The organism is Bacillus changyiensis (genome assembly GCF_027706145.1).
GTDB classification, from domain to species: Bacteria; Bacillota; Bacilli; order Bacillales; family Bacillaceae; genus Bacillus; species Bacillus changyiensis.
On record NZ_JAQFWW010000001.1, the window covers coordinates 1,136,494 to 1,162,157 of the forward strand.

Genomic DNA, 25,664 nt, shown 5'->3' on the forward strand with positions numbered 1-25,664 from the left:
ATGACCCCATATACTTTTAATGCAGTTTTTATTCAAAATAAGCCGTTTTAAGATAGATTTCCCCAGTTCCTAGTAAAATGTAACCTTTGAAATGTTCATCATGAAGATAAGGCATGGTGTAGAAGAAAATTGGTGCGATTGGCAGTTCATCCATTAGAATGCCTTCAGCTTCTTTCAACTGCTTCATGCGTTTATCAGCATCAGGTTCTTTTGAAGCTTTTTCTAGAAGTGCTTTATATTTAGCATTCTCCCAGTTCGTATCATTATTTCCGCCATCTTTATCACGATATGTTTCAAGGAAGTTCATCCCATCGTTAAAGTCAGCGATCCACCCTAGCCGGGCAATTTGATAGTTTCCGCTATGAAGCTTATCAATGTAGACATTCCATTCTTCATTACTTAATTCAACCTTAACGCCTAAATCTTTATTCCACATTTCTTGTATAGCCTGAGCGACTTGTTGATGACGATTGTCCGTATTATAGGTAAGTGTGATTTTTGGCAGTTCTGATGCTTTATTCAGGCCTAGTTCTTTTAAGCCTTTTTGTAAATACTCTTTTGCCTTTGCTACATCATGGTCTTTGAAGTAGCCTTCTTTTGATTCAAAGCCATGGATAACCGGCGGAACAAATTTTGTCGCTGGAATCTCATCGGCTTGAGTAATGTTTTTAACAATTGCTTCACGATTGATCGCATATGTCAATGCTTTACGAATGTTAACATTGTTTAACGGTGCTTTTTCGGTATTAAATTTGTACATATAGACCGATGCATATGGATCGATATTCAGACCTTCATTTTTCAAGCTTGGAACCGCATCAGTCGGAATGACATCAAAAGGTTCCCCGACATAGTCGATCTCACCTTTTTTATACATATTCAACCCAGTATTCGTATCATTGACCATTGCCATGTTAATTTTCTTCAATTTTACAGCATCTTTATCCCAATACTGTTCATTTTTCTCAAGAATAATTTTGTTGTTATGTTTCCATGTCGTCATTTTAAACGGTCCGTTTGATACGTAATCTTCACCTGCGTTTGTATACCACTTTGGATTCTTTTCAGCAACTTTTTTATTAACAGGTAAATAAGTATAGAATGCAGTAAGCTCAGTAAAGTATGGTGTCGGTTGTTCAAGTTCGACTTTTAATGTCTTATCATCAAGTGCTTTAACACCGACATCATCCATTTTTCCTTTACCTTTGTTGGCTGCTTGACCGCCTTTTAAATAGTAAAGCTGGTAAGCATATTGTGATTGGTTTTTCGGGTCAAGCGCCCATTTCCAAGCATATTCAAAATCCTGTGCTGTGACTGGATCCCCATTCGACCATTTCATACCATCGCGGAGTTTAAATGTGTAAGTTTTCTTATCCTTGCTGACTTCAATCTTTTCCGCTGCAGCTTCTACCGGTTTTCCGTCCTTGTCAATCGTTGTTAATCCTTCGAATGTTTGACGAAGAATAGTGGAAGCAACTTTTTCATTTGCAAGCCCCGGATTCAATGAGAACGGCTCAGTTTTAATGTTGATATTCAGTGTGTCTTTCCCTTCGCTACCTTTTTTACCGCTGTCTGACCCGCCCCCAAAACCACAAGCACTCAATACTAGAGTAAACAGGATCAATAAACTAATTAGTGAACAACGTTTTTTCAAAAAGAAACCCCCCTATTTCATTTTTAGTTCCTTACTTTTTTCAACATTCAGATTTATCATAAAAAAGTAATAGACTTAACACACTTTTTCCTCTCTTTTCTCTTTTCTGAATATTTTTTATGTAAAGAACCTTTAGACTTGAGTGAACAAATTCATTATAAATAATTGAATAATTTATTGCAATATTAATTTTAAATTATTTTTTTATTCTAATAATTTATCCTTGTTCGATTTTCTATCAATATTTTAAATATTCTTCGTCGTTTTAAAGCATAACTACGCTAAACTAGACGTTTATTTTTTACAGTAAAATCATTTTATAAAATAATAATTTTTACCTCTTATCAAAGAACAAGAATAGAGTGTTTATGGTTGAAGCACTTCTTTGGTGACTTGCACATCAATCTTATATATAATAAAATCATAAAAAATGCTGTGAAAAAGAAAAGTACACATTCTCACCATTTCAAGAGAGTCCGCGGTGCTGAAAGCGGATAATGGCGAATGTGGAATGGGCTTTGGAGCAGCTGTGGCGAACCTTTTCAGTAGTCACAGCCGGAGAAGACTTCGTTAACAACGGCCAAGTGATTTCATTTTCCTATAGTGAAATAATTAGGGTGGTACCGCGGTTCATTCGTCCCTTTTATAAGGACAGAGTGAACCTTTTTATTTTGAATCGAAAAGAGGGATTATTGATGAAGAAAACGATTTTTTCTGGAATTCAGCCGAGCGGCTCAGTTACGCTTGGCAACTATATTGGTGCGATGAAACAATTTGTTAATTTGCAAAATGATTACAATTGTTATTTCTGTATCGTTGATCAGCACGCAATTACAGTGCCACAGGACAGGCTTACACTGAGAAAAAACATTCGCAACTTGGCCGCCCTTTATTTGGCTGTCGGTCTTGATCCACAAAAAGCAACGCTATTTATCCAATCAGAAGTTCCTGCACATGCTCAAGCCGGCTGGATGCTTCAATGTGTCGCCTATATCGGAGAACTTGAGCGAATGACTCAGTTTAAAGATAAATCAGCAGGAAAAGAAGCTGTTGTTTCTGGACTGTTAACATATCCACCTTTAATGGCAGCTGATATTTTGCTGTACGGAACAGATGTTGTCCCTGTTGGCGAAGATCAAAAACAGCATCTTGAATTAACCCGCAATCTGGCAGAACGCTTTAACAAAAAATACAATGATATTTTTACAGTACCTGAAGTGAAAATTCCAACAGTTGGCGCTCGGATTATGTCGCTGAACGATCCACTGAAAAAAATGAGCAAGTCAGATCCAAATCAAAAAGCGTTTATCACCTTGCTTGACGATCCTAAGCAACTTGAGAAAAAAATCAAAAGTGCTGTCACTGATTCTGATGGAATCGTCAAGTATGATAAACAAAACAAGCCTGGTGTCTCTAACTTGCTGACAATCTATTCAATTCTCGGACAAGTCTCTGTTGCTGAGCTTGAAGCGAGATATGAAGGGAAAGGTTATGGGGAATTCAAGAGCGATCTTGCTGAAGTCGTCGTCAGCACACTGAAACCGATTCAAGATCGTTATTACGAATTGGTCGAATCTGAAGAATTGGACCGGATTCTTGATGAAGGCGCTGAACGAGCCAACAAAACCGCGTCCAAAATGCTGAAAAAAATGGAAAATGCGATGGGACTCGGTCGCAAACGCCGATAAAACAGTAAAAGTAAAAAGGCTGTCCAATAGTCAAAAATTGACTAACTGGACAGCCTCTTTTTAAATCTATTTTTTAAAATGATATGGAAGTGTTGCTACAACAATATCTTTTTTCCACAGCAATCTCAGTCGAAGTAAAAAAGCTGATTGATTGTGAAGAATATTGTGCCAGCTTTTTTTCGGAATGAACTGTGGAACAAGAACCATAACAGAATAATGATATTTCGTTGCTTTTGCCTCAACCGTTTCTAAAAACTTTTCTAAAGGTGAAGTCAAACTTCGATATGATGAGCGTAACATGACAAGTCTGACGCCATTATCCAATTCAGCCCATTTCTCCTCAATCTTTTTTTCTGTTTCCTTGTCAAAAGATACATGGACGGCGATCACTTGATCTGAAAGAGTTTTAGCATATTGGATTGATTTTTCAACAACGTTTGTCACACCAGCAATAGGTACGATAACGATGTTGCCTTCGATCGGTTGTAGATTTTCTTCGGTCATTCTCAACTGTTCACCAACAGCATTGTAGTGCCTTTTTATCATATAAAAGATCCAAATAACGATCGGCATGAACACAAGCACCGACCAGACAAGCTTAAATTTTGTAATAAAAAGGATCATCAGGACAACAGCAGAAATGACCGCACCTGTGGCATTGATGAACATTTTTAAAACCCAGTTCTTCGGTCTCTGTCTGAACCATTTCAAACACATGCCGGTTTGTGAAAGAGTAAACGGAATAAAAACACCGACCGCATATAAAGGGATTAAATGATCTGTTTTACCACCAAATAAAATAATCAGTAATATTGAGGCGATTCCGAGAAAGATGATCCCATTTGAATAACCTAATCGGTCACCTCTAACCGTAAACATTCTTGGCATATATTTATCTTTAGCCAAATTAAATGCAAGCTGCGGAAATGCCGAAAATCCTGTATTCGCCGCCAAAACGAGAATGAGTGCCGTCGTTCCCTGAATGAAATAATACAGGAATGACCGGCCGAATGTTTCTGAAGCAATTTGGGAAACGACTGTTTCTTCAGGTTTTGGTACGAGACCGAAGCCGAAAGCAAGCACGGTTATTCCTGTAAAAAGAATACCAAGTAATATTCCCATCAACACTAAAGTATTAGCCGCATTTTTTGATGATGGTTCTTTAAAAGCTGGGATTGCATTCGAAATGGCTTCTACCCCGGTTAATGCAGCACAACCTGATGAAAAGGCTTTAAGCAATAGAAACAAGGACAGCCCGGCAATCGGTGTGCCGATTGTTGAATGATTGACCTGTACAACTTGTCCGGTGATCATTTTATAACCGCCAACAGCAATAAGAATTAAAAGTGCTACTACAAATAAATAAACCGGGTACGCCAAAATTGAAGCTGATTCCGTTAAACCACGCAAATTTAAAATCATAATAACGACAACTAAAAAAACCGCAATTAAAATATGGTGGGTATGTAAAAAAGGGACTGCTGACGTTATGGCGTCAGTACCTGCAGAAACGCTGACCGCTACTGTCAAAATATAATCGACAAGTAAAGACCCTCCGGCAATCAGTCCCGGATTCACCCCTAAGTTTTCCCGTGATACAACATAAGCTCCTCCACCGTGTGGATAAGCAAAAATAATTTGTCGATAAGAAAGAATTAATGCTGTTAACAAAATGAGAACGCCGATTGCAATTGGCAATGAATACCACAATGCTGCCGAACTAATGGCAACCAAAACAATTAAAATTTGCTCAGTACCGTAAGCGACAGAAGACAAAGCGTCTGAAGATAATAAGGCAAGAGCCTTTGTTTTTGATATCTTTTGTTCCCCTAACTGTTGTGATTTTAAAGGTTTACCGATTAATAAACGCTTTAGTGTACTATACATGCTATGTGTCTTCTCCTTCTTCGCCTCTACTCCTAAATTTTCCAGCACAAAAAAGCACAGAGACGAATAGCCCCTGTGGAATGGGTTTATTTCTCTCACTTAACGCTGACGAGGTTAGCTGACGGATTCGGGCTCAGGTGAGTTTTGCCCTACCTATTTTAAGGATTCACCCCAACCGGCTACAATAACCGGTATTGGTTCCCCCGCTCTTTTAGGACTTAGCGACTGATATTACATGATATAGAGAAGATCATACTCCCGTTTATTTCAGTTGTAAAGATGAAACTGGTCATATTATTGAAATTTTTTCAACAAAATAAAAAACCCGTGTTAAAACGGGTTTAAAAAGATTTTTAGTTTACTTTAGACTCATTTTCAATTTCCCAAAGTTTTTCAAAAAAGGGTTGGCCCTTAATTAAATTTTCACAAAATTCCTGATGCTTGTCAGACCAGCCTTCAATTGTTTCATTGAAAAGCATATTCCAGATCTCCTCAAATGACATCCGTTTGATTTGATTGTACATGTGAGGATTCCATTCCGTGTACCAATAAGCAATCTCAGCACGGTTTTTCAAACCTTTTAGCTGATCAAGCGCCATGAATAGTAGTTGTTTCAGCTGACGTTCTTTTCTTGTTAATCCCATAACATGCTCTGGTGATAATGATAGTATATGGTATTCTTTTGAAGATTGCAGTTTTTCCGGTACAAATTCATAGCTTTTCGTCTCAACATCCTTTACCATTTCATAAACAAGTTGCTCCTGTCTTGGAATAAGACGACTTTTTCTGACAGGAATCATATATCCGGCTGTATCGACTGCAAGTATTCCGATACCATCCGTCACAATAAAGCAGTGATCAAGCTGTGTGCGTTCATGGTTTTTACGAATATATGCTTTTTGATAAACTTCACTTAGTAATTCTGACGGAAGTTCTGATAAATCATTTTCTATGTAGTGAAACAAGACAGACTGTACTTTCAATAACGGAACTTGATCAAGCAATTCAACACTATCTTCCTTTCGCCATTCATGAAAGTGGCAGACATTATAACCATTTTCTTCTCCCTCAAACCAATTCACCCACACATCATGAAGAAATAACATTTCTAACCCCTCACTTTATAAAAACTGTTGTCCACAGTATAGGCAAGGGGGATGGAAATTATTCCATCTAACAGAGATTATGGAATTTTTAAAAACCAAATTCTCTTGCCGATATTTTTTCTGATGAAAGAATGGATCTTAAAGAAGCGTTAAACTATTATCGCGAAACTCCGTTAGAAAGACGGCTTCGCTACCAATTGTTGTTGCCACAAACCCTTCTGCTCAATGAGCCAAAGGGATTACAAAAGATAATTCACTACAATAACATTTTTGGGCAAGACAGCCGACATACTCCAAATAATCCCTGAGAATACGCCCGTAACTCCTAAAGATCCAATCAAGATCGTGTATATTAGAGTAGTATACTTCACTTCCTCACAACAAAACACAACGATTACGGCTCAGATCATAAAATACTGAATACATATCAACCCGAGATGTGTGGAGCATTTCTCCAAGTATAATTGAACAAAGCTAAAAAAATCTTATCTAATCATTGTAATTGGTCTCACAGCTTCACTAATTGATGCGACATCTTTGATACTTATCAAACAGTAATCTCATTGAGAACAATTCCAGTGATCTCTCTGTAAAATGCGTTTTTTGTTTATCGCTGCCTGCTCCACATTAGTCGTGACTGTTAAGTAAATGAGATATCAAAGCTATTGGTTGATATCTCATCGAACGAATTATTTAATATTTTTCGGATCAAGTGCATCACGAAGTCCATCACCAACAAAGTTAAAGCATAACACCGTTATTAAAATCATCAAACCTGGAAAGAGTGGATACCACCACGCCTTAATCATAATGGTAAAGTTTTGTGCATCTTGAAGCATGTTACCCCAGCTTGCCACTGGTGGTTGAACACCGAAGCCGAGATAGCTTAATGCTGATTCTGAAAGAATAACGGTACCGACAGACAGTGTTGCTGCGACAATAATCGGCCCCATTGCATTTGGTAAAATATGAGAAAAGATAATTTTATGACTTCTTGTCCCAATCGTTTTTGCGGCTAAAACGAACTCCCTTGAGCGCAATGATAAAAACTCACCTCGTACCAACCGAGCCGTTGTCGTCCATCTCGTTAAGGCGAAAATTAAAATCAGTTTATCAACACCCGGTTGAAAAATTGTCACCAAGGTAATCAGTAGGAAAATATCTGGAATGGATAGGATGATATCAACAAAACGCATTAAAATGGCATCAATGATCCCGCCAAAATATCCGGCAATCGCTCCGACAATCGTGCCGATTGTGATTGAGCCAAGGACTGAGGCAAAACCGACTAACAATGAAACCTGTGCACCATACAGCAAGCGACTGAAAATATCGCGCCCGAATTTATCTGTTCCCATCAAATGCTCAGCACTTGGCGCTTTTAGTTTATTTAAGAGGTTTTGATGTTCAGGCGCATATGGAGCAATCACCGGCGCAAAAAGGGCTGCCAGGATAATAATAGATAACAAGATTCCGCCGAGAACGGCTAGTTTATTTTTAAAAAACTTCTCAAAAAAGATTTTTGTCATCGTTTCCGGTTTTGGTGCAATGTTTTCCTGCCATCTCATCTCTTGTGAAGGTGTCGTTGGATTCGGCTGTGTCATGGTTAGTCCCCCCTCTTAATACTCAATTCGCGGATCAACGATTGCATAAAGAATATCCGCAATTAAATTTCCCAGGACAACAAGGACAGCAGAAATAACAGTCATCGCCATAATCACCGGATAATCTCTCTGAAAAGCGGAGTCGACAAACAATTTGCCGAGGCCAGGCCAACTGAAAATCTGTTCAGTTACAACAGCTCCACCAATAAAAGAAGGTATCATTAAGCCAAAAATTGTGATCACTGGCAGAAGCCCATTGCGAAGTCCATGTTTAAAAATAACCCGGTTTTCTTTAAAACCTTTCGCTCTTGCTGTCCGCATATAGTCCTGTTTGAGGACATCAAGCATACTTGATCTTGTGTAACGTGTCAGTCCCGCCATATCAGCAGTTGCAAGCACAAACGCCGGCAAAATTAAATGATGAATCCGGTCCCATATACTAAAATCGGCATTAAGTGTCATCACACCACCTGTCGGAAACCAGCCTAAATTGACAGACAGAAACATAATCAAAATTAAACCGAACCAAAAATTAGGGATCGCAAGCCCAATAAACGATGTAACGGTTATCCCATAGTCTAGTTTTGAATAAGGACGCCTTGCTGAAAGGACGCCAAGTGGTATTGAAATCAATAGTGCTAAGATCGTTGATACAAACATCAATAATAACGTGTTCGGTAATCTGGCAAGAATCAAATCGGAGACAGGGGTTCCTTTTCTAATAATTGAAGTGCCAAAATCGCCTTGGACCATATTGCCAAGCCATTTCAAATATTGAACATGTTCAGGCTCATTTAATCCATATTTTTCAATAAATTTCGCACGGTCAGCTGTACTAATATTCGGGTCCATCATTAATGCTGCCGGATCTCCTGGTGCTGCTTTCATAATCGCAAAAGACAAAATTGTAATACCTAATAAGATTGGAATTGACATGAGTGTTCGACGAATAATATATGAGATCATTTTTTATCCCCTTTTTTATAAAATTCTTAAAATGAAGGAGAAGGAAGCTCTAATAGTCAACTTCCTTCCCCTTTAGGGATTTTCCGCTTATTTACGGTCTAACCACCAGTCTTCCGCTTTATAAAAGTCAAGTTTCGGATGGAAGGTATATCCTTTCATGTTCGCAGGCATTGCTCGATGATAATTTGGGTAAAACAAGAATGTATATGGTTGATCCTCTGCTAGAAGTCGGTATATTTCTTCGTAAGTTTTTTTGTAATCTTCACGATCACTCATCGATTTTGCTTTTTCAAGCAGCTTATCAACCTGTTTATTTTGGTACCAAATATTGTTCAGACCTTTTTCCGATTCTTTTGAATGAAAAATACTGCTCTGATCTGGGAACGTCGACAAGCTCCACGAGAGAATGATGGCGTCAAAGTCCCATTTCGGTGGGTGTATTTGATCAATTAATGCGCTCCACTCAACAATCCGCGGTTTCACTTCAATACCGATTTCTTTCAATTGCTCTTGAACAACAACCGCTAAATCTTCGCGAATTTTATTACCTTGGTTTGTTTTTAGTTCAAAAGAAAATTTCTTACCGTTTTTATCTAAAATGCCGTCACCATTTGTGTCTGACCAGCCGGCTTCCTTCAGCAACTTTTTAGCTTTTTCAGGATTATAGTCAAATGCTTTAATCTTATCATGGTCTTTCGGGTAGTTCCATGAAAGCGGACTTTCCGGAATATTGGCGACTTTGCCGTCTCCGTCAAGAATTTGATCAACGATCGCTTGACGGTTGAGTGCGTATGTTAATGCTTGGCGAACCTTTTTATCTTTAAAAAGCTTATTTTTTTGGTTCCAGCCAATATATGAATAATTCAAACCTAAATCTGTTTCAATTTTCACATTCTGAAAAGATTCGGCTGTCTTATAGTCCGGTCCTGCCGGAATAACAAAGTAGTCGATATCTCCGCCTTTCAGTTGTGACAATGCTGCATTTGAATCCGGAATAATTTTGTACGTAATGGAATCTAAATGTGGTCGTCCATTAAAATAATCGTCAAAGGCTTCAACTTTAATATATTGCCCTTGTTTCCACTCTTTAAATTTAAACGGTCCCGTTCCAATTGGGTTTTTCCGATTAAATTCATGTTCACCAAGTTTACTGATTGGAACATCCTTTAAAATATGTTTCGGTAAGACCGCATAGCTCGTTAGTGCATCATTATAAAATTCTGGGTCTGAATATTTCAGTTTAAACTGAACGGAATACTTGCCTGTTTTTTTGACTGATTTTAGAGGCTTAAAAGCTGCACCGCGTTCCCCGTCATAATCATCACTCAGCGGAATGCTGAATGAGAAAACAACATCATCAGCTGTCATTTCTTTGCCGTCGTGAAACTTCACGCCTTTTTTAAGCTTGGCATCAATTGTTAAACCATCTTTAGACTGTTTGACTTCTTCAGCAAGATCGTTTTCCAGTTCAAGCTTTTCATTGACATTTAAAAGTTTGTTATAAATCAGATTTTCGATATCACTGCTAGCAGCATCTGTTGAATAAAGCGGATTGAACAGTGTTGGCTCCCCGTATGATCCAGCAATTAAATCCCCGCCTTGCTTCGGTTTTCCATCAGATTTACCGTCATTGTTATCGCTGCTAACTTCACCGCTATTACAAGCTGTTAATAACAACATGAAGATGAGCAGCATACTGAACACAATTTTATTTTTTTTCATTTAGATCGTCCCCCTCTAACATTTCTTGTCTTTACAACTTGAATTCCAAAAGAAGACATTCCCCCCTTCAAGGATTAAATATGTGACAGCCCTTCCCTTTATTCGTAAAGATGACATGCCACAAAATGGCCTCTGTTTACTTCCTTGAAATCTGGCTCTTTTTCCCGGCATACCGCTTTAGCAGCTGGACACCTTGTATGGAAGACACAGCCTTTTGGAGGATTTGCCGGGCTTGGCAGTTCCCCTTTTAAAATGATTCGTTCTCGTTTTACACTCCCTTTTTTTCTTGTGACTGGAACAGCGGAAAGCAGCGCTTCTGTATAAGGATGAAGTGGGTTGTCATAAAGCTCATGTTTATCTGTCAACTCCATCATTTTGCCGAGATACATGACACCCACTCTGTCACTAATGTGGCGAACAACACTTAGATCATGGGAGATGAACAGATATGTTAAGTGAAACTCTTCCTGAAGCTCTTCCATTAAATTGATGACTTGGGCTTGGATGGACACATCTAAAGCTGAAACTGGCTCATCGGCGATAATCAACTCAGGATTTAAAGCCAGTGCACGTGCGATTCCGATCCGCTGGCGTTGTCCTCCTGAAAATTCATGAGGATAACGGTTTGCAAAAGACGGGTGCAACCCGACTCTTTGTAACAATTCCTCCACTTTTTCACTGCGTTCCTTAGAATTAAATAAATGATGAGTTCTAAATGGTTCTTGAATAATGGACCGCAATGTTTTTCGCGGGTTTAATGAGGCAAACGGATCCTGAAAAACCATTTGGATATTTTTACGAATATTTTTTCTTAGTTTATCTTCTGATAGTTCTGAAATATCACAACCTTTGAATAGAATTTGTCCAGCTGTCGGTTTGTACAGTCTCATCATCGTTCTACCAGCAGTCGATTTCCCACAGCCAGATTCGCCAACAATGCCAAGTGTTTCACCACGCTTTAATGAAAAACTAAGACCATCGACCGCTTTGACATGACCAATTTTTTTCTGGAATACTCCGGAACGGATCGGAAAATATTTTTTAACGTTGTTTAACTCTAAAAGGACTTCATCATGATTCTCTAGGTTTTGTTGCTGTTGTCCAGCTGTCATAAGCCCTACTCCTCCTCCTCATGTAAGAAACATCTGACTTTTCGGCCGTCCGGCTGGGTTTTTAGACTCGGCTCGGAATTCCAGCATTTCTCAAATGCATTCGGACACCTCGGGGCGAAACGACAGCCATGAGGTAAGTTATCTGGTGTAGGTACATTTCCTTTAATCGCTGTTAATTTTTCAATGGAGCCGTCGATCACTGGGATGGAGTTTAACAGTCCTTCTGTATAGGGGTGCAAGGGGTTATCAAACAATTGATCAACCGGAGCACTCTCAACAACTTGTCCGCAATACATGACAATCACTCGGTTTGCAATTTCAGAGACGACACCGAGATCATGGGTAATGAGAAGAATCGATGTATTGAATTGATCGCACAAGTCTTTCATCAGTTCCAATACTTGCGATTGGATCGTGACATCGAGCGCTGTTGTCGGTTCATCGGCAATAAGCAGCTTCGGGTTGCAGCTGAGAGCAATGGCGATCATCACCCTTTGTCTCATACCGCCTGATAAACGGTGTGGGTAATCTTTCATCAGCTGCTCAGCTCTTGAAAAACCGACAAGCTTTAACAAGTCAACCGCTTTTTTTGTAGCTTCTTTTTTTGATAGTTTTTTATGGTAGATGAGTACCTCTATCAGTTGTTCACCAATCGTTAACACGGGATTGAGCGATGTCATCGGTTCCTGAAAAATCATGGAGACTTCATTTCCGCGAATCTTGCATAATTCTCGTTCTTTGTATGTAACAAGATCACGCCCTTCAAGTTTGATAGAGCCGTCCATGATCTTGCCGCCGGAGCTTTCAACAAGTCTCATGATCGATAGTGATGTGATGCTTTTTCCTGAACCTGATTCTCCAACCAATGCGACTGTTTCTCCTTTTTTAATTAAGAAATCTACTCCATCAACTGCAGGTATCGGTTGTTTTTTTCTAAAAAAATAAGTTTTTAAATTGTTGACTTCAAGCAGTGCGCTCATCAAGATTCCCCTTCCATAAACAACAAGTTAAATATCTGTGAAGGCTGATGTTCATTTTCAACAAGACTGAATTATCTTAATATTTTTATAGTTGTATATTATTACATAACCATTACAAAATCAAGTAATTTTTGTATAGTTTACATTTATTTAAGTCAATAGGAAACTTTCGGCAGGTAATGCTAAAACATTACCAACTTTCGCCCTTTTTTTTAATAAATATTGATTGACGATATTGTACCCAACGGCATATCCAAGCATTTCAGGAAAGTACCCTTTTCCATACATCAGACTGGAGAACAGTCGTTCCTCCTGACGATGAAGTCCAAAATATGGTTTTAACATTCGGGTTTGGAAATGCTCGAGCTGCTTTTGTGAGTATAATGTCACCCATTTGGCAGTTTCGGATTCTCCCAATCTTTCATGAACAGCATTTTCTGCTAAGCCCTCAAGAATAATTGTATCAAGAAGCGTCATATCTTTTTCCTCTTTTGGCATTTTATCTAACCGACAAATATGATTATATTCGTGTGTCATAATCGCGGAAATCGATTCTTTTGTTGAATGAGTGGAAAGAAACAAAAACAATTTGTCATGGAACGCTAGGCCAGATTTGGAGCCAAATTTAACGCGAATTTTTCGGTTTTTTTCATCGACAGGAAGGATGATAATCGGAACATCGGGACCATTCCATTTATTTCGTAGTAGCTGTTCTTCCTGTTTAACAAATCGAAAAATATTATTTCTCTTTAGCTCTTGTTGTGTTTTCTGCCCTTCTTTCCAAAATCGGAACATGCCATGTGTTTGGAGGTGTTTAACAATTGCCATACTATCTTTTATAGAGGCCTCTTTAAAAAACGGGAGAATATAACTAGATAATTCATACATGGAAGAAGACTTTTCAAACCATTCATATGTTTTTTCAACACTCATCAAAGATCACTCCTTTCACCCGTATGTTATGCAAACATAAAAAAACGGCTACCGTCTAATTGGTAACCGTTTCTCCGAGTTTATTATGAATATTTTTTGAAAATGAGTGTTGCATTATGTCCGCCAAACCCAAGTGAGTTGCTGAGGACAACATTTACATCTTGATGGCGAGCTTGATGTGGAACATAATCCAAGTCACAGTCTTCATCAGGTGTTTCAAGATTGATGGTCGGAGGAATAATTCCTTCCTTAATGGCAAGAACTGAGAAGATCGCTTCAATTCCCCCGGCAGCACCGAGCAAATGACCTGTCATTGATTTTGTTGAACTGACAGCAAGTTTGTATGCATACTCTCCAAACACTTCTTTAATAGCCATCGTTTCAAATTTATCATTATACGGTGTACTCGTTCCATGCGCATTAATATAATCAATTGCCTCAGGGTTGAGCCCGGCATCTTTCAGCGCTTCTTTCATCGCTCTGACACCACCTTCACCATTTGGTGCTGGTGCCGTGATATGATAAGCATCTCCGGTTGAACCATAGCCGACAACTTCCGCATAAATAGTGGCACCGCGGTTTAATGCATGTTCGAGTTCTTCAAGGACGACAATTCCTGCGCCTTCACCCATCACAAATCCGTCACGGTTTTTATCAAATGGACGGCTTGCCGTTTTCGGATCAGAATTTGTAGAGAGCGCTTTGTTAGCGGAGAATCCGGCAAATGACATTCTTGTCAATGGCGCTTCTGTCCCTCCTGTGATCATCACATCTGCGTCTCCACGCTGAATGACTTTAAAGGCATCACCAATTGAGTTTGTCCCTGTTGCACAGGCAGTAACCGTACATGAGTTAACACCTTTTGCACCAAGTGCAATTGAGATTTGCCCTGTCGCCATATCGGGAATCATCATCGGTACAAAAAATGGACTAACCCGGCGCGGTCCTTTTGTTAAAAATATTTCAAATTGTTGTTCAAGTGTTTCAAGGCCGCCTATACCAGAACCGACCCAAACACCGATTCTGTTTGCGTTTTGGTCGTTAATCTCCAATTTTGCATCATCTACAGCCATTTTTGAGGCGACAACAGCATATTGGGTAAATCGATCCATTTTTCTTGCTTCTTTTTTGTCCAAGTAATCTTCTATATTAAAATTTTGCAGTTCTGCAGCTACTTTTGCAGGATATTCTTCCGCATCAACCCTTGTAATTGGGCCAACACCGGAAACTCCGTTAATCGCATTATTCCAGCTTGTTTTGACATCATTACCGAGTGGTGATAAAGCACCTAATCCGGTAATGACTACTCTTTTACTATTCTTCATAAGTTGCACCTCACCTTTCTTTCTAGCGACCCCAGCGGATAGCAATGGCTCCCCATGTTAACCCACCGCCGAAACCGACCATTACAATGACATCACCATCTTTTATTTTACCTGCTTCAAGTTCTTCGACAAGAGAAATTGGAATGGATGCGGATGATGTATTTCCATATTTGTGTACCGTTTTAGACATTTTTTCAATAGGAAGTTCCAAACGTTCACGCGCCGCTTCCATAATTCGAATATTTGCCTGATGCGGCACTAAAAAGTCAACATCTTCCTTCGATAATCCTGCTTTTTCAATCACATTCACACAGGATTCTCCCATTTGGCGAACGGCAAATTTAAACACCTCTCTGCCATTCATGATTGTATGATCTTTTTCATTTAAGTACAAGTGTTTTCCGCCTCTACCATCAGCGCCGAGTTCAAAGGACAGGATTCCTTTGTCATCACTGACAGGACCGACAACAGCCGCACCAGCACCATCTCCGAAGAGAACAGCTGTGTTGCGGTCATCCCAATCTGTTATGCTTGAAAGTTTTTCGACTCCAATCACAAGTACATGTTGATATGTACCTGCTTCAACAAATTGTTTACCCGTCACTAGTCCGTACATAAAACCGGCGCAAGCTGCGCTAAGATCCATTGCACAGGCGTTAAATGCGCCAAGCTTTTCTTGAATCATACAAGATACAGTCGGAAAGGCCTGATCAGGTGTTACCGTTGCGACCAGGATCATATCAAGATCTTCAGCCTCAATATTTGCATCTTCAAGCGCTTTTTTTGCAGCAGCAACTGCCATATCAGATGTCATCTCTTCTTCAGCGGCAATTCTTCTTTCTTCTATTCCTGTTCTTGTACGAATCCATTCATCAGAAGTTTCAACCATTTTTTCTAGATCAAAATTTGTCAGTATTTTTTCAGGAATATACCGACCAATTCCAATAATTCCAGCTTTCATCGGAAAGACTCCTTTATTTATGATTTTCCCCAACTTATGTTGTGAGTAATTATTAGTATCTGGTACTAATCCTACCTTATTTTTTTTTTGTTGGCAATATATTCGTCTAATCTAGTAGATCAAACTGTTCATATAGTAAAACTATAAAAAGAAGAAAGGGGATGATTACGAGTGGCAGATGAAGACTTTTTTTCGAAAATGATGTTTGGCGCCGATTCAGCAAGTCAAGAAGATCCATCTGATAAAGATCTTGAAAAAGAATCGGAATCCGAAACAGAAGCTAATTACACGCATATTATGAACCAGCTTGGGGAAATTATGGACTCGATTGATAAACTTACACCTACCTTTAAAGAAATCGGCTCAATGGTAGGTAGCTTGAAAGATAAGTTTTTCAAGTAAAAAGCCACTTTTACATGAAAGTGGCTTTCGGCATTCTCCTAAAATTGCTGTGCGTCTGCTTTACCCAATTCATACGCTTCTGCCATTACTTTTGTAAACAATGTCATAAACGGTTGAAGCATCTCAGGGGAAAGGTCAATTCCCGCTTTCTCCATTTCTTCCTTTGCTTCTGGAACATATTTCATTGCGATTTGTAAAAATTCCATTGATTTTTCGTGCTGCATATACGATCACCTCATGTTTTGTTTGGCAGTTTCCCTGTCTTTTTGTAATCCTCAATAAGTCCGCTCACTTTTTCGCGAAACGACTGATTGATTTGCGGGCTAAATCTTCCTATTTCAATAACACCATCCTGAAAATCAAACCTCTGCCGTCCTCCTGTTAGGTTTCCTTGATCAAATTTGTTGGCGATGAGCTCATAAGCCTCATCAACATGCTGAACGGTACTTGTTAAAACGATGTTATTTCCCAAATCAGATTGGTCGCTTATGTAACCGATCGCAAAAAGTCCGTCTTTCTTGATTTGTTCAATAACAGGGACATTATACCGATCTCCAGCCGGATATACAACATCTACACCGGCTTTTTTCATTTTTTGATAAAGTTTCATGGCTTTTTCTGAATCATCCCACTGACCGACATACAATGTCACAACCTCAATGTTTGCATTCACATATTTCGCACCTTCAATAAACCCTTTGATTTCAGGTTGCCATCTATGTGTGGCAAGGACACCAATTTTTTTTGAATGGGATTTCTGAGCTGCCGTCATACCACCAAAAAACCCCATAGCTTCCCCATTAAAGTCTATGCTTGTCACATTGTCATGGTCAGCCCTGCCATTCACTAAAACAAAATGAATGTCTGGATATTGCTTACAAATTTCATTGAAAACTTTTTCATACTCACTACCGTGTCCAAAAATTAAGTTCACCTTTTTTTTATCAAAGTCTTTTACAGCCATTTTAATGGCTGCTTCATTATCGACCCTCTCTTTATAATAAACATCAGCATTAAAGCTAGACTGAATTCGCAATAACCCTTTATAACCTATCGTTCCCCATACTTGATCACTTATTGTATCAGGGACAAGCATCCCGACCTTTTCGATTTTGCCTTTGAGTGGCGCCTGTTCACATGCACCTAAGACAAAAACAAGCAAAAAGATCATGATGAGCCTGTACACCATATGTTGTCAACTCCCTTTTAACACAAATACCTATATCTTTATTGTAGCCCCACAAGGGCATGATGAAAAGATTCTTCAGTTCATATTGTCGAAAATTGTAGAAATTCGTTTTTTCCATGCCTCAATTTTAGCAAAAGCTTCTTGTTCTGTCGTTATTTTTTCAAATTGAATTGGAGATGATTTTTTTCGACAGGTACAGTTGACGAGTTGTGCTGCCACATCATCTACAAAAAAATGGTCTACCAAGCTTTTTTTATCTATTTCTGTCACATCCCATGGACCGTACATCTTCGGTAGCACAATCGTTTGAATATGTTCAGCACATTCCTTTAGCTCTTCTTTTATCAGTTGATGTTCATATATGAATAACACGATTGGTTGTTGGATTTCCCCAAGACCAACACCTGTATATTGAATAAACACCTGATCATAATCCGTTATATCATGTTGTTCGACTAAACGAAATTTTTCATTTCTCGCTAGCCACATCAAACGCTCATCTAGAAAAAGTTGTTTTGTTTTATCGTTTGTTTCTGCCAGAACGACATCGACGTTTATATCTTCTTCCATCAGATGTTCACAAAATGAAAGGCCGAAAAATTCATCTGCTCCATAGACAAGTACGGATTCCATTCCGAGACCACCTTTCCATCTTAGCTTTTCACTATAAAGCAGCCCTCATAAAAAATAGGCTGCTACTATTCTATTCTTTATAATACTTTTTCATGCGCTTTGAAAAAATCAACGATTGCTGAAGTGATGCGGTCTGACCGATCAAATAAATGAAGCGTTAACTCTACTTGATACTTCCCTCTAAGCTGACGTTCTTCAAATGGTTTCGCATGTCTCGTGTAGGGATATGGTGAACCAGTCATTTTTTGCCAAATATGAACAGGCACAAGATTATGGTATGGTGAAATGGTTTTAAATGGATAACTAATAGCTTCTCGTTCAGAAATACTATAGCTTTCTGAAATCTCTTTCATAAATTGTTTATAAAAAAATTTATTTTCTTTTTCGCTAAGATGATGTGCTTGAAGATCTAAGCAGGGATTGAGCAAGGCAGCTGAACGGATCTGATTCGGAATCAAACGAAGGAGTTCGTCGGCTACAAGTGCACCTATCCCTTCTGCCAATAAATGAATTTTTTCATTTAAAATTTCTTGTCTGAAGACATATTGGATCAGCTGTTTGGCGTATTCAACCGCTTTTTCAGAACCCCAATGCCTTCCAAACAAGTTGCTGTTTACAACAGTATAGCCTTCGTTTTTTAAACAGGCTAAAAGTCGTTTTCTGTCATAATGCTGGAGCCAGAAGCTTGAATCTTCACCAACAAAATGATTTCGATCACCGAAAATAAAGACTGCAAAACCATTTGGCTGATATGGAAGGTGAATGACATTCCATTCTGAATCGACTTTAAAAAAACGTTCGGTTATCTTCATCATTTGCCTGCCTCCTTCCTGCCGTAATCTGTACATTATTTTATGTTGAAAACAGAGTAAACGAATAAGGAAAAGTCCCAGTCTCATGATGAAAAGCCAATATCAACCGCCTATTCCGGTTATTCCTGCTTTTTGTTCACGAAAACGCCCTTTATCGTTTAATTTATGTGTGTTATGATAAACTTTAGAATTGAATGAAAAGAACGAGGTGGAAACATGCGATTTGTCGTAGGGCTATTTTGGACTTTCCTTTTAACATGTATGGCGACTTATATTGTAGGAGCCATGGGTGGTCATGCCGGGTTAGATCTAACCAAAAGCTCAATCATGAGTGTTGTCATCTTTGCGATGGTTGTTGTTCTTGGAGAAATTATGCCTATGAACAAGGAAAAAAGTCAACACTAAAACCCTGCTCTTGAAGAGACAGGGTTTTTTTCTAAGGTTTCCTTTTATATGTCCAAAGTCGGTTATGATTGGACGTTTCTGGAAAAAATTCACCTGCAGTCAATCTAATTTGTTGCGGGTTTTTTACCATACTCCCTGTTTCGCCAATCTCTACATACACCCCATTATTAGGTGCTTTTTGACCCGGACGGAATTGATGCTGTTGTCCCATATGATTTCACCCCTTTTGTTCTAGATTTCCCCGCTTATTAAAGTTTCATGAGAACTGAAACAAATCAGTTGTTTGTTCCGTCTTTTCAGTGGGTGTTAGAAGTCGTATGAAGTGGAGGAAAATAAATGGATTTTTTTATGTTGATCAAGTACATCCTGCTGGGATTGCTTCAAGGATTAACCGAACCAATCCCTGTCTCATCAAGCGGACATCTAGTGCTGGCTCAGCATTTTTTAGGCTTGAAAATAGAAGGCTTTAGCTTTGAACTGCTGGTAAATGCCGGATCTTTAATTGCCGTTTTACTTGTTTATCAAAAAGACATCATTCGCTTAACAAAAAACGGCTTGTCTTATGTGGTGACAAAAGATCAAAAAGGAAAAGCAGATTTCAGATTTATCATTTATTTAATCATCGCTACGATCCCTGCTGGGGTCATTGGTGTTTTATTTGATGATGAAATATCGGCTTTCTTTAAAGACGGTATCCGTGTAACAGCTATCACACTGCTGATTACCGGGTTAGCTTTATTTTTGATTCGTAATTTGCGCGGACGAAAGCACGATGGTGAAATGCGGTTAAAAGATGCAGCGATTATTGGGCTTTCACAAATGATTGCACTCATTCCCGGAATCAGTCGTTCAGGAGCGACGATCGTACCGGCTATGGCACTTGGCCTTAAATCTGAAACCGCATTGCGTTTTTCTTTTCTACTGTACATACCAGTCAGTCTCGGTGGAACAATTTTAAGTATCAATGACATATTTCACGATCCACACTTATCTGAACTATTCGTTCCTTATTTATTTGCCTTCATCGCCTCAATTATCGCAACATATTTTTCATTACGCTGGTTTATGAATATTATGGCGAAAGGCAATTTAATCTATTTTTCTGTTTATTGCTTCATTGTTGGTGGTGCTGTCTTCATATTTGCTTAAAAAAACCTGCTTATCAGCAGGTTTTTTTATATCAATAACGCTTTTAACAATGCTTTTTGAACATGAAGACGATTTTCAGCCTGCTGAAATACAGCAGAATTCGGACCGTCGATAATCTCTGTCGTTACCTCTTCATCCCTGTGAGCTGGAAGACAATGCAAAAATAAGTAGTCTGGTTTGGCATAAGAAACGAGCGTTTCATTTACTTGATATGGTGAAAAGATATTCAACCGCTCGCTTGCCTCCGCTTCCTGCCCCATGCTTGTAAAAACATCAGCATAGATGACATCAGCGTTTCTCACGGCAGAAACAGGGTCATTTGTGACCTCAATCACTGCGCCTGATTGATCAGCATATGTGTTTGCCAGTGTGACAACTTCTTGATCAGGTTCATATCCTTTAGGTGCAGCTACAGTCATCTTACAACCCACCTTTGCACAAGCGATTAACAGCGAGTGTGCTACATTGTTCCCATCACCTACATAAACAACTTTTATTCCTTTTAAACTGCCCTTTATTTCTTGAATGGTGAAAAGATCACTAAGTGCCTGACATGGGTGAAAAAGGTCAGTTAAACCATTGATAACCGGAATATCGGCATATTTTGCGAGCGTTTCGACTTTCTCGTGTTCAAAAGTACGAATCATAATGGCATCAACATAACCCGAAAGCACTTTTGCCGTATCGGCAAGTGTTTCCCCTCTGGCAAGCTGCATATCTTGGCTGCTTAAAAATAATGCATGACCGCCAAGCTGGGACATCCCCGCTTCAAACGAAATACGAGTTCTTGTTGAAGACTTTTCAAAGATCATCGCCAATGTTTTTCCTGTTAAAATATGATCGATTTTGTTTTGTTTCATAACAGCTGCTTCCTGAAGCAAATAAAGGATTTCTTCTTGCATAAAATCTTTTAAACTTAAAAAATCTTTACCTTTTAAATGTACATCTTTTATAACTGACATATGTTCACTTCCTTTTGGTATAAATCGTGAAGCGAAATAGGCTCTGTTAAGCCTAATTCACTGGCAAAAAAAGCTTGGGCTGTCTCTTTTTCAGTGATGACTGACAAACCATGGATGATCGCTTCGATCCGCTGCTGTTTCGCTTCTTGAGAATCGGTTAAATTGATGTGAAGGATTTTGTCTGTCCGTTTGATCCAGTCTGTAAAATTGTCTGTTTCCACAGTAAAACCAGTTTTCTCGGCAAGTGTTTTTAATTCACAGTCTGATGGTTGAAGAAAAATTGAGCCTTTCATTTTCCAAATATCAGCAAAAACTTTTTTCATCGCACTTTTATAATGGTACGCTACATACATTCCTTCACCTGTTGATTTCATTTGTGGTCCTAGTTTTAAATCAACATCTGGAAGGGCGTGCGTCGAAAAAACCGGGAATTTAATAGCAACTCCATGATGATTTCGCTGAACCGGGTTAAGCTCTTTTAAAGGATGACCAGCTAAAAGTTTTGTTGCTAGCTCAATCATTGGCACCCCCATCACTTTGCTCACAACCGGAACGGTACGACTTGCTCTTGGATTAACTTCAAGGATGAACAGTTGATGTTGATGAACAATAAATTGGATATTCATGATTCCTTTAAAATCAAGGTTGCGGACCATTTTTTCAGCCGCATTTAGGCAAGACCGTTTCAGGTCAGCGGTAATGGTAGGCCCCGGGACAATTGCGTAGCTGTCACCTGAATGAATCCCTGCTTTTTCAATATGTTCGATATATGTTGGAATATAAATATGCTCGCCATCACTGAGTAGATCGATTTCAAATTCTTTTCCATCTATATATTGATCAATAAGGATAGGATAAGACATTTCAGTCAAGCATGCTGAAAGTTCTTGTTCTGAATGAACGGTGATCATGCCCATTCCACCAATAACATAAGATGGTCTGATCAGTACGGGATAGCCAATATTCCTTGCTACTTTTAACGCTTCTTTTTTGGATGTCACTGTTTCTCCTTTCGTGTGAGAAAGGCTGAGGTCATCAAGAAACTGATAAAACTGGTCACGATCCTCAAGGATATCCAGAATTTTCGATGTTGTTCCTAAAAGGTCGATCCCAGATTTTTCAAGCGCTTCTGCAACATTAATAGCAGATTGACCGCCGAATTGGACAATGACAAAATCGATATCTTCTGCTTCAGCGACATTTAGAATATGTTCAAGTGTGATCGGTTCAAAGTACAAACGATCCGCCATCTCGTAATCGGTGCTAACCGTTTCTGGATTATTATTTAACATAATGGTTTCATACCCAAGTTTTTTAAGGGTCATCACACTATGTACAGCACTATAGTCGAATTCTACCCCCTGACCAATCCGAATTGGGCCGGAACCAATAATTAAAGCTCGTTTCTTCGTTTTATGCAGAAGATTCGCATCACTTTCCCCAGCATAAGTCGAATAAAAATAGTTTGTTTTTGCCGCAAATTCTGCAGCGCATGTATCAACGATTTTAAAAGAAGCCGTTATTCCTTTTTGTTTACGAAAAGCCCTCACCTCTTCTTCTGTTCGACCGGTGAGCGAAGCAATTGTAAAATCTGTAAATCCTTTTTCTTTTGCTGATTTCACAAGAGTTGTGGAGAGTGTCTCCTTCTGTTGAAGCAGTTGATGTTCAAGATGAATCAAATTTTGAAATACATGCAAAAAATATCGATCAACATTTGTGTTTGCATGGAGATATTCGATTGAAATTCCTCGGTTTAACAGTTCCATGATCACAAAAAAACGCCGATCATCAGGCTCATGCAGTAAATCGAACAATAAATCTAACGTAATATTTTTGAGTTCTGTTAAATGGATCCCGCGCGTTTTTAATTCAAGGGATGCAACTGCTTTTTGTAAAGCAGCTTCCAAGTTCCGATCAATGGCCATAACCTCTCCCGTTGCTTTCATTTTTGTACCAAGCTTACGATCAGCGTGTTTAAATTTATCAAACGGCCAGCGTGGAAATTTGACAACAACATAGTCAAGTGCTGGCTCAAAACTTGCAAATGTCGAATCAGTTAACGGGTTTTTAATTTGGTCAAGTGTAAAGCCGACAGCAAGTTTGGCAGCCATTTTCGCGATTGGGTAACCAGTTGCCTTTGAAGCAAGAGCTGAAGAACGGCTTACCCTTGGATTCACTTCAATGACATAGTATTTTTTACTGCCTGGATCAAGTGCAAATTGAATATTACAACCGCCGATCACCTCAAGCGCAGAAATGATCTTCAAACTTGCAGTCCTCAGCATTTGATACTCGACATCTGTTAACGTTTGAGAAGGAGCGACAACGATCGAATCCCCAGTATGAATTCCGACAGGATCAATGTTTTCCATATTGCAAACCGTGATACAATTATTTTTTTTGTCACGCATCACCTCATATTCAATTTCTTTAAAACCAGCAATGCTTTTTTCGACAAGGCTTTGATGAATCGGGCTTGCAAGAAGGGCTTTCTCAATTAATGGAAGCAATTCTTGTTTTGTTTTAGCTATCCCACCCCCTTTTCCTCCTAGTGTATAAGCAGGACGAACAATAATCGGAAAACCGATGGAATGTGCAAAATCGAGTGCATCTTTTGCGTTATCAACGATAACTGAATCAGGTACTGGTTCATTCAATTCTTTCATAAGTGTCCTAAATTTTTCCCTATCCTCGCCTTTCTCAATTGTTTCTATTGAAGTCCCCAACAACTTCACTTGATATTTTTTTAAGACACCGGCTTTTTCAAGTGCTACAGCTAAGTTTAGCGCCGTTTGCCCGCCCAAATTAGCAAGTAACCCATCAGGTTTTTCTCGCTTAATAATTTGGGTAAGGCTTTCAACTGTCAGCGGTTCAAAATAAATCTCATCTGCAAATGATTCATCTGTCATGATGGTTGCAGGATTATTGTTGACAAGGATGATTCGATAACCTTCGCTTTTTAAAGCCATACACCCTTGAGTTCCTGAATAATCAAATTCTGCAGCCTGCCCGATCATGATCGGCCCTGAACCGATCACTAAAATGCTTTTTATGCTATCGATTTTAGACATGGACAATTTCTCCTCTTGCTTTATTTAATTCACGCAAATATTCATCGAATATCCACTCACTTTCAGCTGGACCTGGGTGGGCTTCCGGATGAAACTGAACAGATATGATTGGCAATCTTTTATGCATAAGTCCTTCAACTGAACCATCATTTTGATGACGAAAGCGAGTTTTATATATGTTGTGATCGAGTGAACGCTCATCTACGACATAGCTGTGATTTTGACTAGTCATGAAAACACGGCCTGTTTCAATATCTGTCACTGGATGGTTTGCACCTCGATGTCCAAATGGCAGTTTATAAGTATTTCCCCCAAAAGTGAGTGCTATCAATTGGTGTCCGAGACAAATACCAAGTGTCGGGTAGGAACTGATGATACTCCTTAACATCTCCAAGTATGGTGTGAGTGTTTTTGGATCACCTGGTCCATTTGACAAAACGATTCCATCAGGGGCCAGTTTCGAAATATCACTCATCATGTGATATGGAACAACGGTTACTCGGCAATCTCGTTTTGTTAAGGCTGAAACAATTGATTTTTTATAGCCAAAGTCAATGAGAACAATATGTGTTCTGCCTTTACCAAATGTAGCATTTTCATTCCCTGTGACTTGGACAGCGAAATTCTCAACATGGTCACCTAAAGGGCAATTGATTGTCTTATTGGTAATGGAGGCAAAGAGTGTCCCTTTTGCTCTAATATGTTTGACGACTGCTCTAGTATCAACATGAGTCAGCAAGGGAATATCCCAGTTTGTTAAGTAATCTCGTAAACTTTTACTGGCCTGATAATGTGAAAACCGATCACATGCTTCATAGACGACTACCCCTTGTACTTGTGGTCTTTTGCTTTCAAAATCGCTTTCATTAATACCGTAGTTTCCAATTAAGGGATAAGTAAAAACGATAATTTGTCCTTTGTATGATGGATCTGTTAGCACCTCCTGATAACCGGTCATTCCTGTAAAAAATACGACTTCACCAGTACAATTCAAGGATTGATCCAATTTACCATTGAAAGATGTTCCATCTTCGAGAACTAAATACCCTTCCATTCTATGACCACCTTCTATGAATAAATATCTATAATAATGTATTTTTATA

At 39.0% G+C, this 25,664-nt stretch carries 23 protein-coding genes, 1 riboswitch and 1 other annotated feature; of the genes, 4 read left to right on the plus strand and 19 right to left on the minus strand.

The genetic code is table 11. The features are described 5' to 3' along the window. Window positions 1-28: 28 nt before the first annotated feature. Window positions 29-1,654: a peptide ABC transporter substrate-binding protein gene (locus PDT38_RS05970; protein ID WP_270799718.1), complete on the minus strand. Its 1,626-nt coding sequence runs from the start codon at window positions 1,652-1,654 to the stop codon at window positions 29-31. A 426-nt stretch (window positions 1,655-2,080) separates the two neighbouring features. Next, window positions 2,081-2,299, plus strand: a binding site (T-box leader). 50 nt (window positions 2,300-2,349) lie between these two features. On the opposite strand from PDT38_RS05970, the gene trpS reads away from it, so the two are divergent. Then, window positions 2,350-3,342 (plus strand): tryptophan--tRNA ligase, encoded by a 993-nt coding sequence (trpS, locus tag PDT38_RS05975; protein ID WP_270799719.1) that lies wholly within the window; start codon window positions 2,350-2,352, stop codon window positions 3,340-3,342. A gap of 66 nt (window positions 3,343-3,408) precedes the next feature. Here trpS and PDT38_RS05980 read toward each other — a convergent pair whose 3' ends face one another. From PDT38_RS05980 to PDT38_RS06025, 10 genes are all read right to left on the minus strand, one after another. Next, window positions 3,409-5,229, minus strand: a complete 1,821-nt coding sequence (locus tag PDT38_RS05980; RefSeq protein WP_270799720.1) for an APC family permease — start codon at window positions 5,227-5,229, stop codon at window positions 3,409-3,411. Window positions 5,230-5,316: 87 nt separating this feature from the next. Next, a riboswitch (cyclic di-AMP (ydaO/yuaA leader) is annotated at window positions 5,317-5,463 on the minus strand. Between the two features lie 119 nt (window positions 5,464-5,582). Then, entirely contained in the window at window positions 5,583-6,335 is a 753-nt protein-coding gene (locus PDT38_RS05985; RefSeq protein ID WP_270799721.1) for a YjbA family protein, read from the minus strand. Between the two features lie 689 nt (window positions 6,336-7,024). Further along, window positions 7,025-7,939, minus strand: coding sequence for an oligopeptide ABC transporter permease (gene opp4C / locus PDT38_RS05990; RefSeq protein WP_270799723.1), 915 nt, complete (start codon window positions 7,937-7,939; stop codon window positions 7,025-7,027). 15 nt (window positions 7,940-7,954) lie between these two features. Continuing rightward, window positions 7,955-8,905 (minus strand): ABC transporter permease, encoded by a 951-nt coding sequence (locus PDT38_RS05995; RefSeq protein ID WP_270799724.1) that lies wholly within the window; start codon window positions 8,903-8,905, stop codon window positions 7,955-7,957. 87 nt (window positions 8,906-8,992) lie between these two features. Then, complete coding sequence (locus tag PDT38_RS06000; protein ID WP_270799726.1) at window positions 8,993-10,627, minus strand: peptide-binding protein; 1,635 nt, start codon at window positions 10,625-10,627, stop codon at window positions 8,993-8,995. Window positions 10,628-10,725: 98 nt separating this feature from the next. Further along, on the minus strand, window positions 10,726-11,739 hold the full coding sequence (locus tag PDT38_RS06005) for an ABC transporter ATP-binding protein (protein WP_270799728.1): 1,014 nt from the start codon (window positions 11,737-11,739) through the stop codon (window positions 10,726-10,728). Window positions 11,740-11,744: 5 nt separating this feature from the next. Further along, on the minus strand, window positions 11,745-12,719 hold the full coding sequence (locus PDT38_RS06010) for an ABC transporter ATP-binding protein (protein ID WP_270799729.1): 975 nt from the start codon (window positions 12,717-12,719) through the stop codon (window positions 11,745-11,747). 150 nt (window positions 12,720-12,869) lie between these two features. Then, window positions 12,870-13,652, minus strand: a complete 783-nt coding sequence (locus tag PDT38_RS06015) for a DUF2268 domain-containing protein (protein WP_270799731.1) — start codon at window positions 13,650-13,652, stop codon at window positions 12,870-12,872. 83 nt (window positions 13,653-13,735) lie between these two features. Beyond that, on the minus strand, window positions 13,736-14,977 hold the full coding sequence (gene fabF, locus PDT38_RS06020) for a beta-ketoacyl-ACP synthase II (protein WP_270799733.1): 1,242 nt from the start codon (window positions 14,975-14,977) through the stop codon (window positions 13,736-13,738). Between the two features lie 22 nt (window positions 14,978-14,999). Continuing rightward, window positions 15,000-15,938 (minus strand): beta-ketoacyl-ACP synthase III, encoded by a 939-nt coding sequence (locus PDT38_RS06025; protein ID WP_270799735.1) that lies wholly within the window; start codon window positions 15,936-15,938, stop codon window positions 15,000-15,002. Between the two features lie 171 nt (window positions 15,939-16,109). Here PDT38_RS06025 and PDT38_RS06030 point away from each other — a divergent pair, with 171 nt between their 5' ends. Next, window positions 16,110-16,340, plus strand: a complete 231-nt coding sequence (locus PDT38_RS06030; RefSeq protein WP_270799737.1) for a hypothetical protein — start codon at window positions 16,110-16,112, stop codon at window positions 16,338-16,340. Window positions 16,341-16,378: 38 nt separating this feature from the next. On the opposite strand, the gene PDT38_RS06035 is transcribed toward PDT38_RS06030, so the two are convergent. The 4 genes from PDT38_RS06035 to PDT38_RS06050 form a co-directional block, all read right to left on the minus strand. Next, window positions 16,379-16,564 carry a ComZ family protein gene (locus PDT38_RS06035; protein WP_270799739.1) on the minus strand — a complete coding sequence of 62 codons (186 nt, stop codon included), beginning with the start codon at window positions 16,562-16,564 and terminating at the stop codon, window positions 16,379-16,381. An 11-nt stretch (window positions 16,565-16,575) separates the two neighbouring features. Then, entirely contained in the window at window positions 16,576-17,529 is a 954-nt protein-coding gene (locus PDT38_RS06040; RefSeq protein ID WP_270799742.1) for a BMP family ABC transporter substrate-binding protein, read from the minus strand. Window positions 17,530-17,604: 75 nt separating this feature from the next. Next, window positions 17,605-18,162, minus strand: coding sequence for a hypothetical protein (locus PDT38_RS06045; RefSeq protein WP_270799743.1), 558 nt, complete (start codon window positions 18,160-18,162; stop codon window positions 17,605-17,607). Between the two features lie 77 nt (window positions 18,163-18,239). Next, window positions 18,240-18,974, minus strand: a complete 735-nt coding sequence (locus PDT38_RS06050; RefSeq protein WP_270800152.1) for a hypothetical protein — start codon at window positions 18,972-18,974, stop codon at window positions 18,240-18,242. Window positions 18,975-19,190: 216 nt separating this feature from the next. Here PDT38_RS06050 and PDT38_RS06055 point away from each other — a divergent pair, with 216 nt between their 5' ends. Next, complete coding sequence (locus tag PDT38_RS06055; protein ID WP_270799745.1) at window positions 19,191-19,379, plus strand: YjzD family protein; 189 nt, start codon at window positions 19,191-19,193, stop codon at window positions 19,377-19,379. Window positions 19,380-19,410: 31 nt separating this feature from the next. Here PDT38_RS06055 and PDT38_RS06060 read toward each other — a convergent pair whose 3' ends face one another. Continuing rightward, a complete protein-coding gene (locus PDT38_RS06060) occupies window positions 19,411-19,590 on the minus strand; it encodes a YjzC family protein (RefSeq protein ID WP_270799747.1) in 180 nt (59 codons plus the stop codon). 125 nt (window positions 19,591-19,715) lie between these two features. Here PDT38_RS06060 and PDT38_RS06065 point away from each other — a divergent pair, with 125 nt between their 5' ends. Next, entirely contained in the window at window positions 19,716-20,528 is an 813-nt protein-coding gene (locus PDT38_RS06065) for an undecaprenyl-diphosphate phosphatase (protein WP_270799748.1), read from the plus strand. A 26-nt stretch (window positions 20,529-20,554) separates the two neighbouring features. Here the strand turns inward: PDT38_RS06065 and argF are convergent, their stop codons facing one another. From argF to PDT38_RS06080, 3 genes are read right to left on the minus strand one after another with little or no spacing between them, the layout of a single operon-like run. Beyond that, window positions 20,555-21,490, minus strand: a complete 936-nt coding sequence (argF, locus tag PDT38_RS06070; protein ID WP_270799750.1) for an ornithine carbamoyltransferase — start codon at window positions 21,488-21,490, stop codon at window positions 20,555-20,557. Next, window positions 21,478-24,561: a carbamoyl phosphate synthase large subunit gene (locus PDT38_RS06075; protein WP_270799752.1), complete on the minus strand. Its 3,084-nt coding sequence runs from the start codon at window positions 24,559-24,561 to the stop codon at window positions 21,478-21,480. Before PDT38_RS06075 ends, argF begins: the two co-directional genes overlap by 13 nt. Continuing rightward, entirely contained in the window at window positions 24,554-25,615 is a 1,062-nt protein-coding gene (locus PDT38_RS06080) for a carbamoyl phosphate synthase small subunit (RefSeq protein WP_270799754.1), read from the minus strand. The genes PDT38_RS06075 and PDT38_RS06080 overlap by 8 nt, the downstream gene beginning before the upstream one ends. Window positions 25,616-25,664 lie beyond the last annotated feature (49 nt).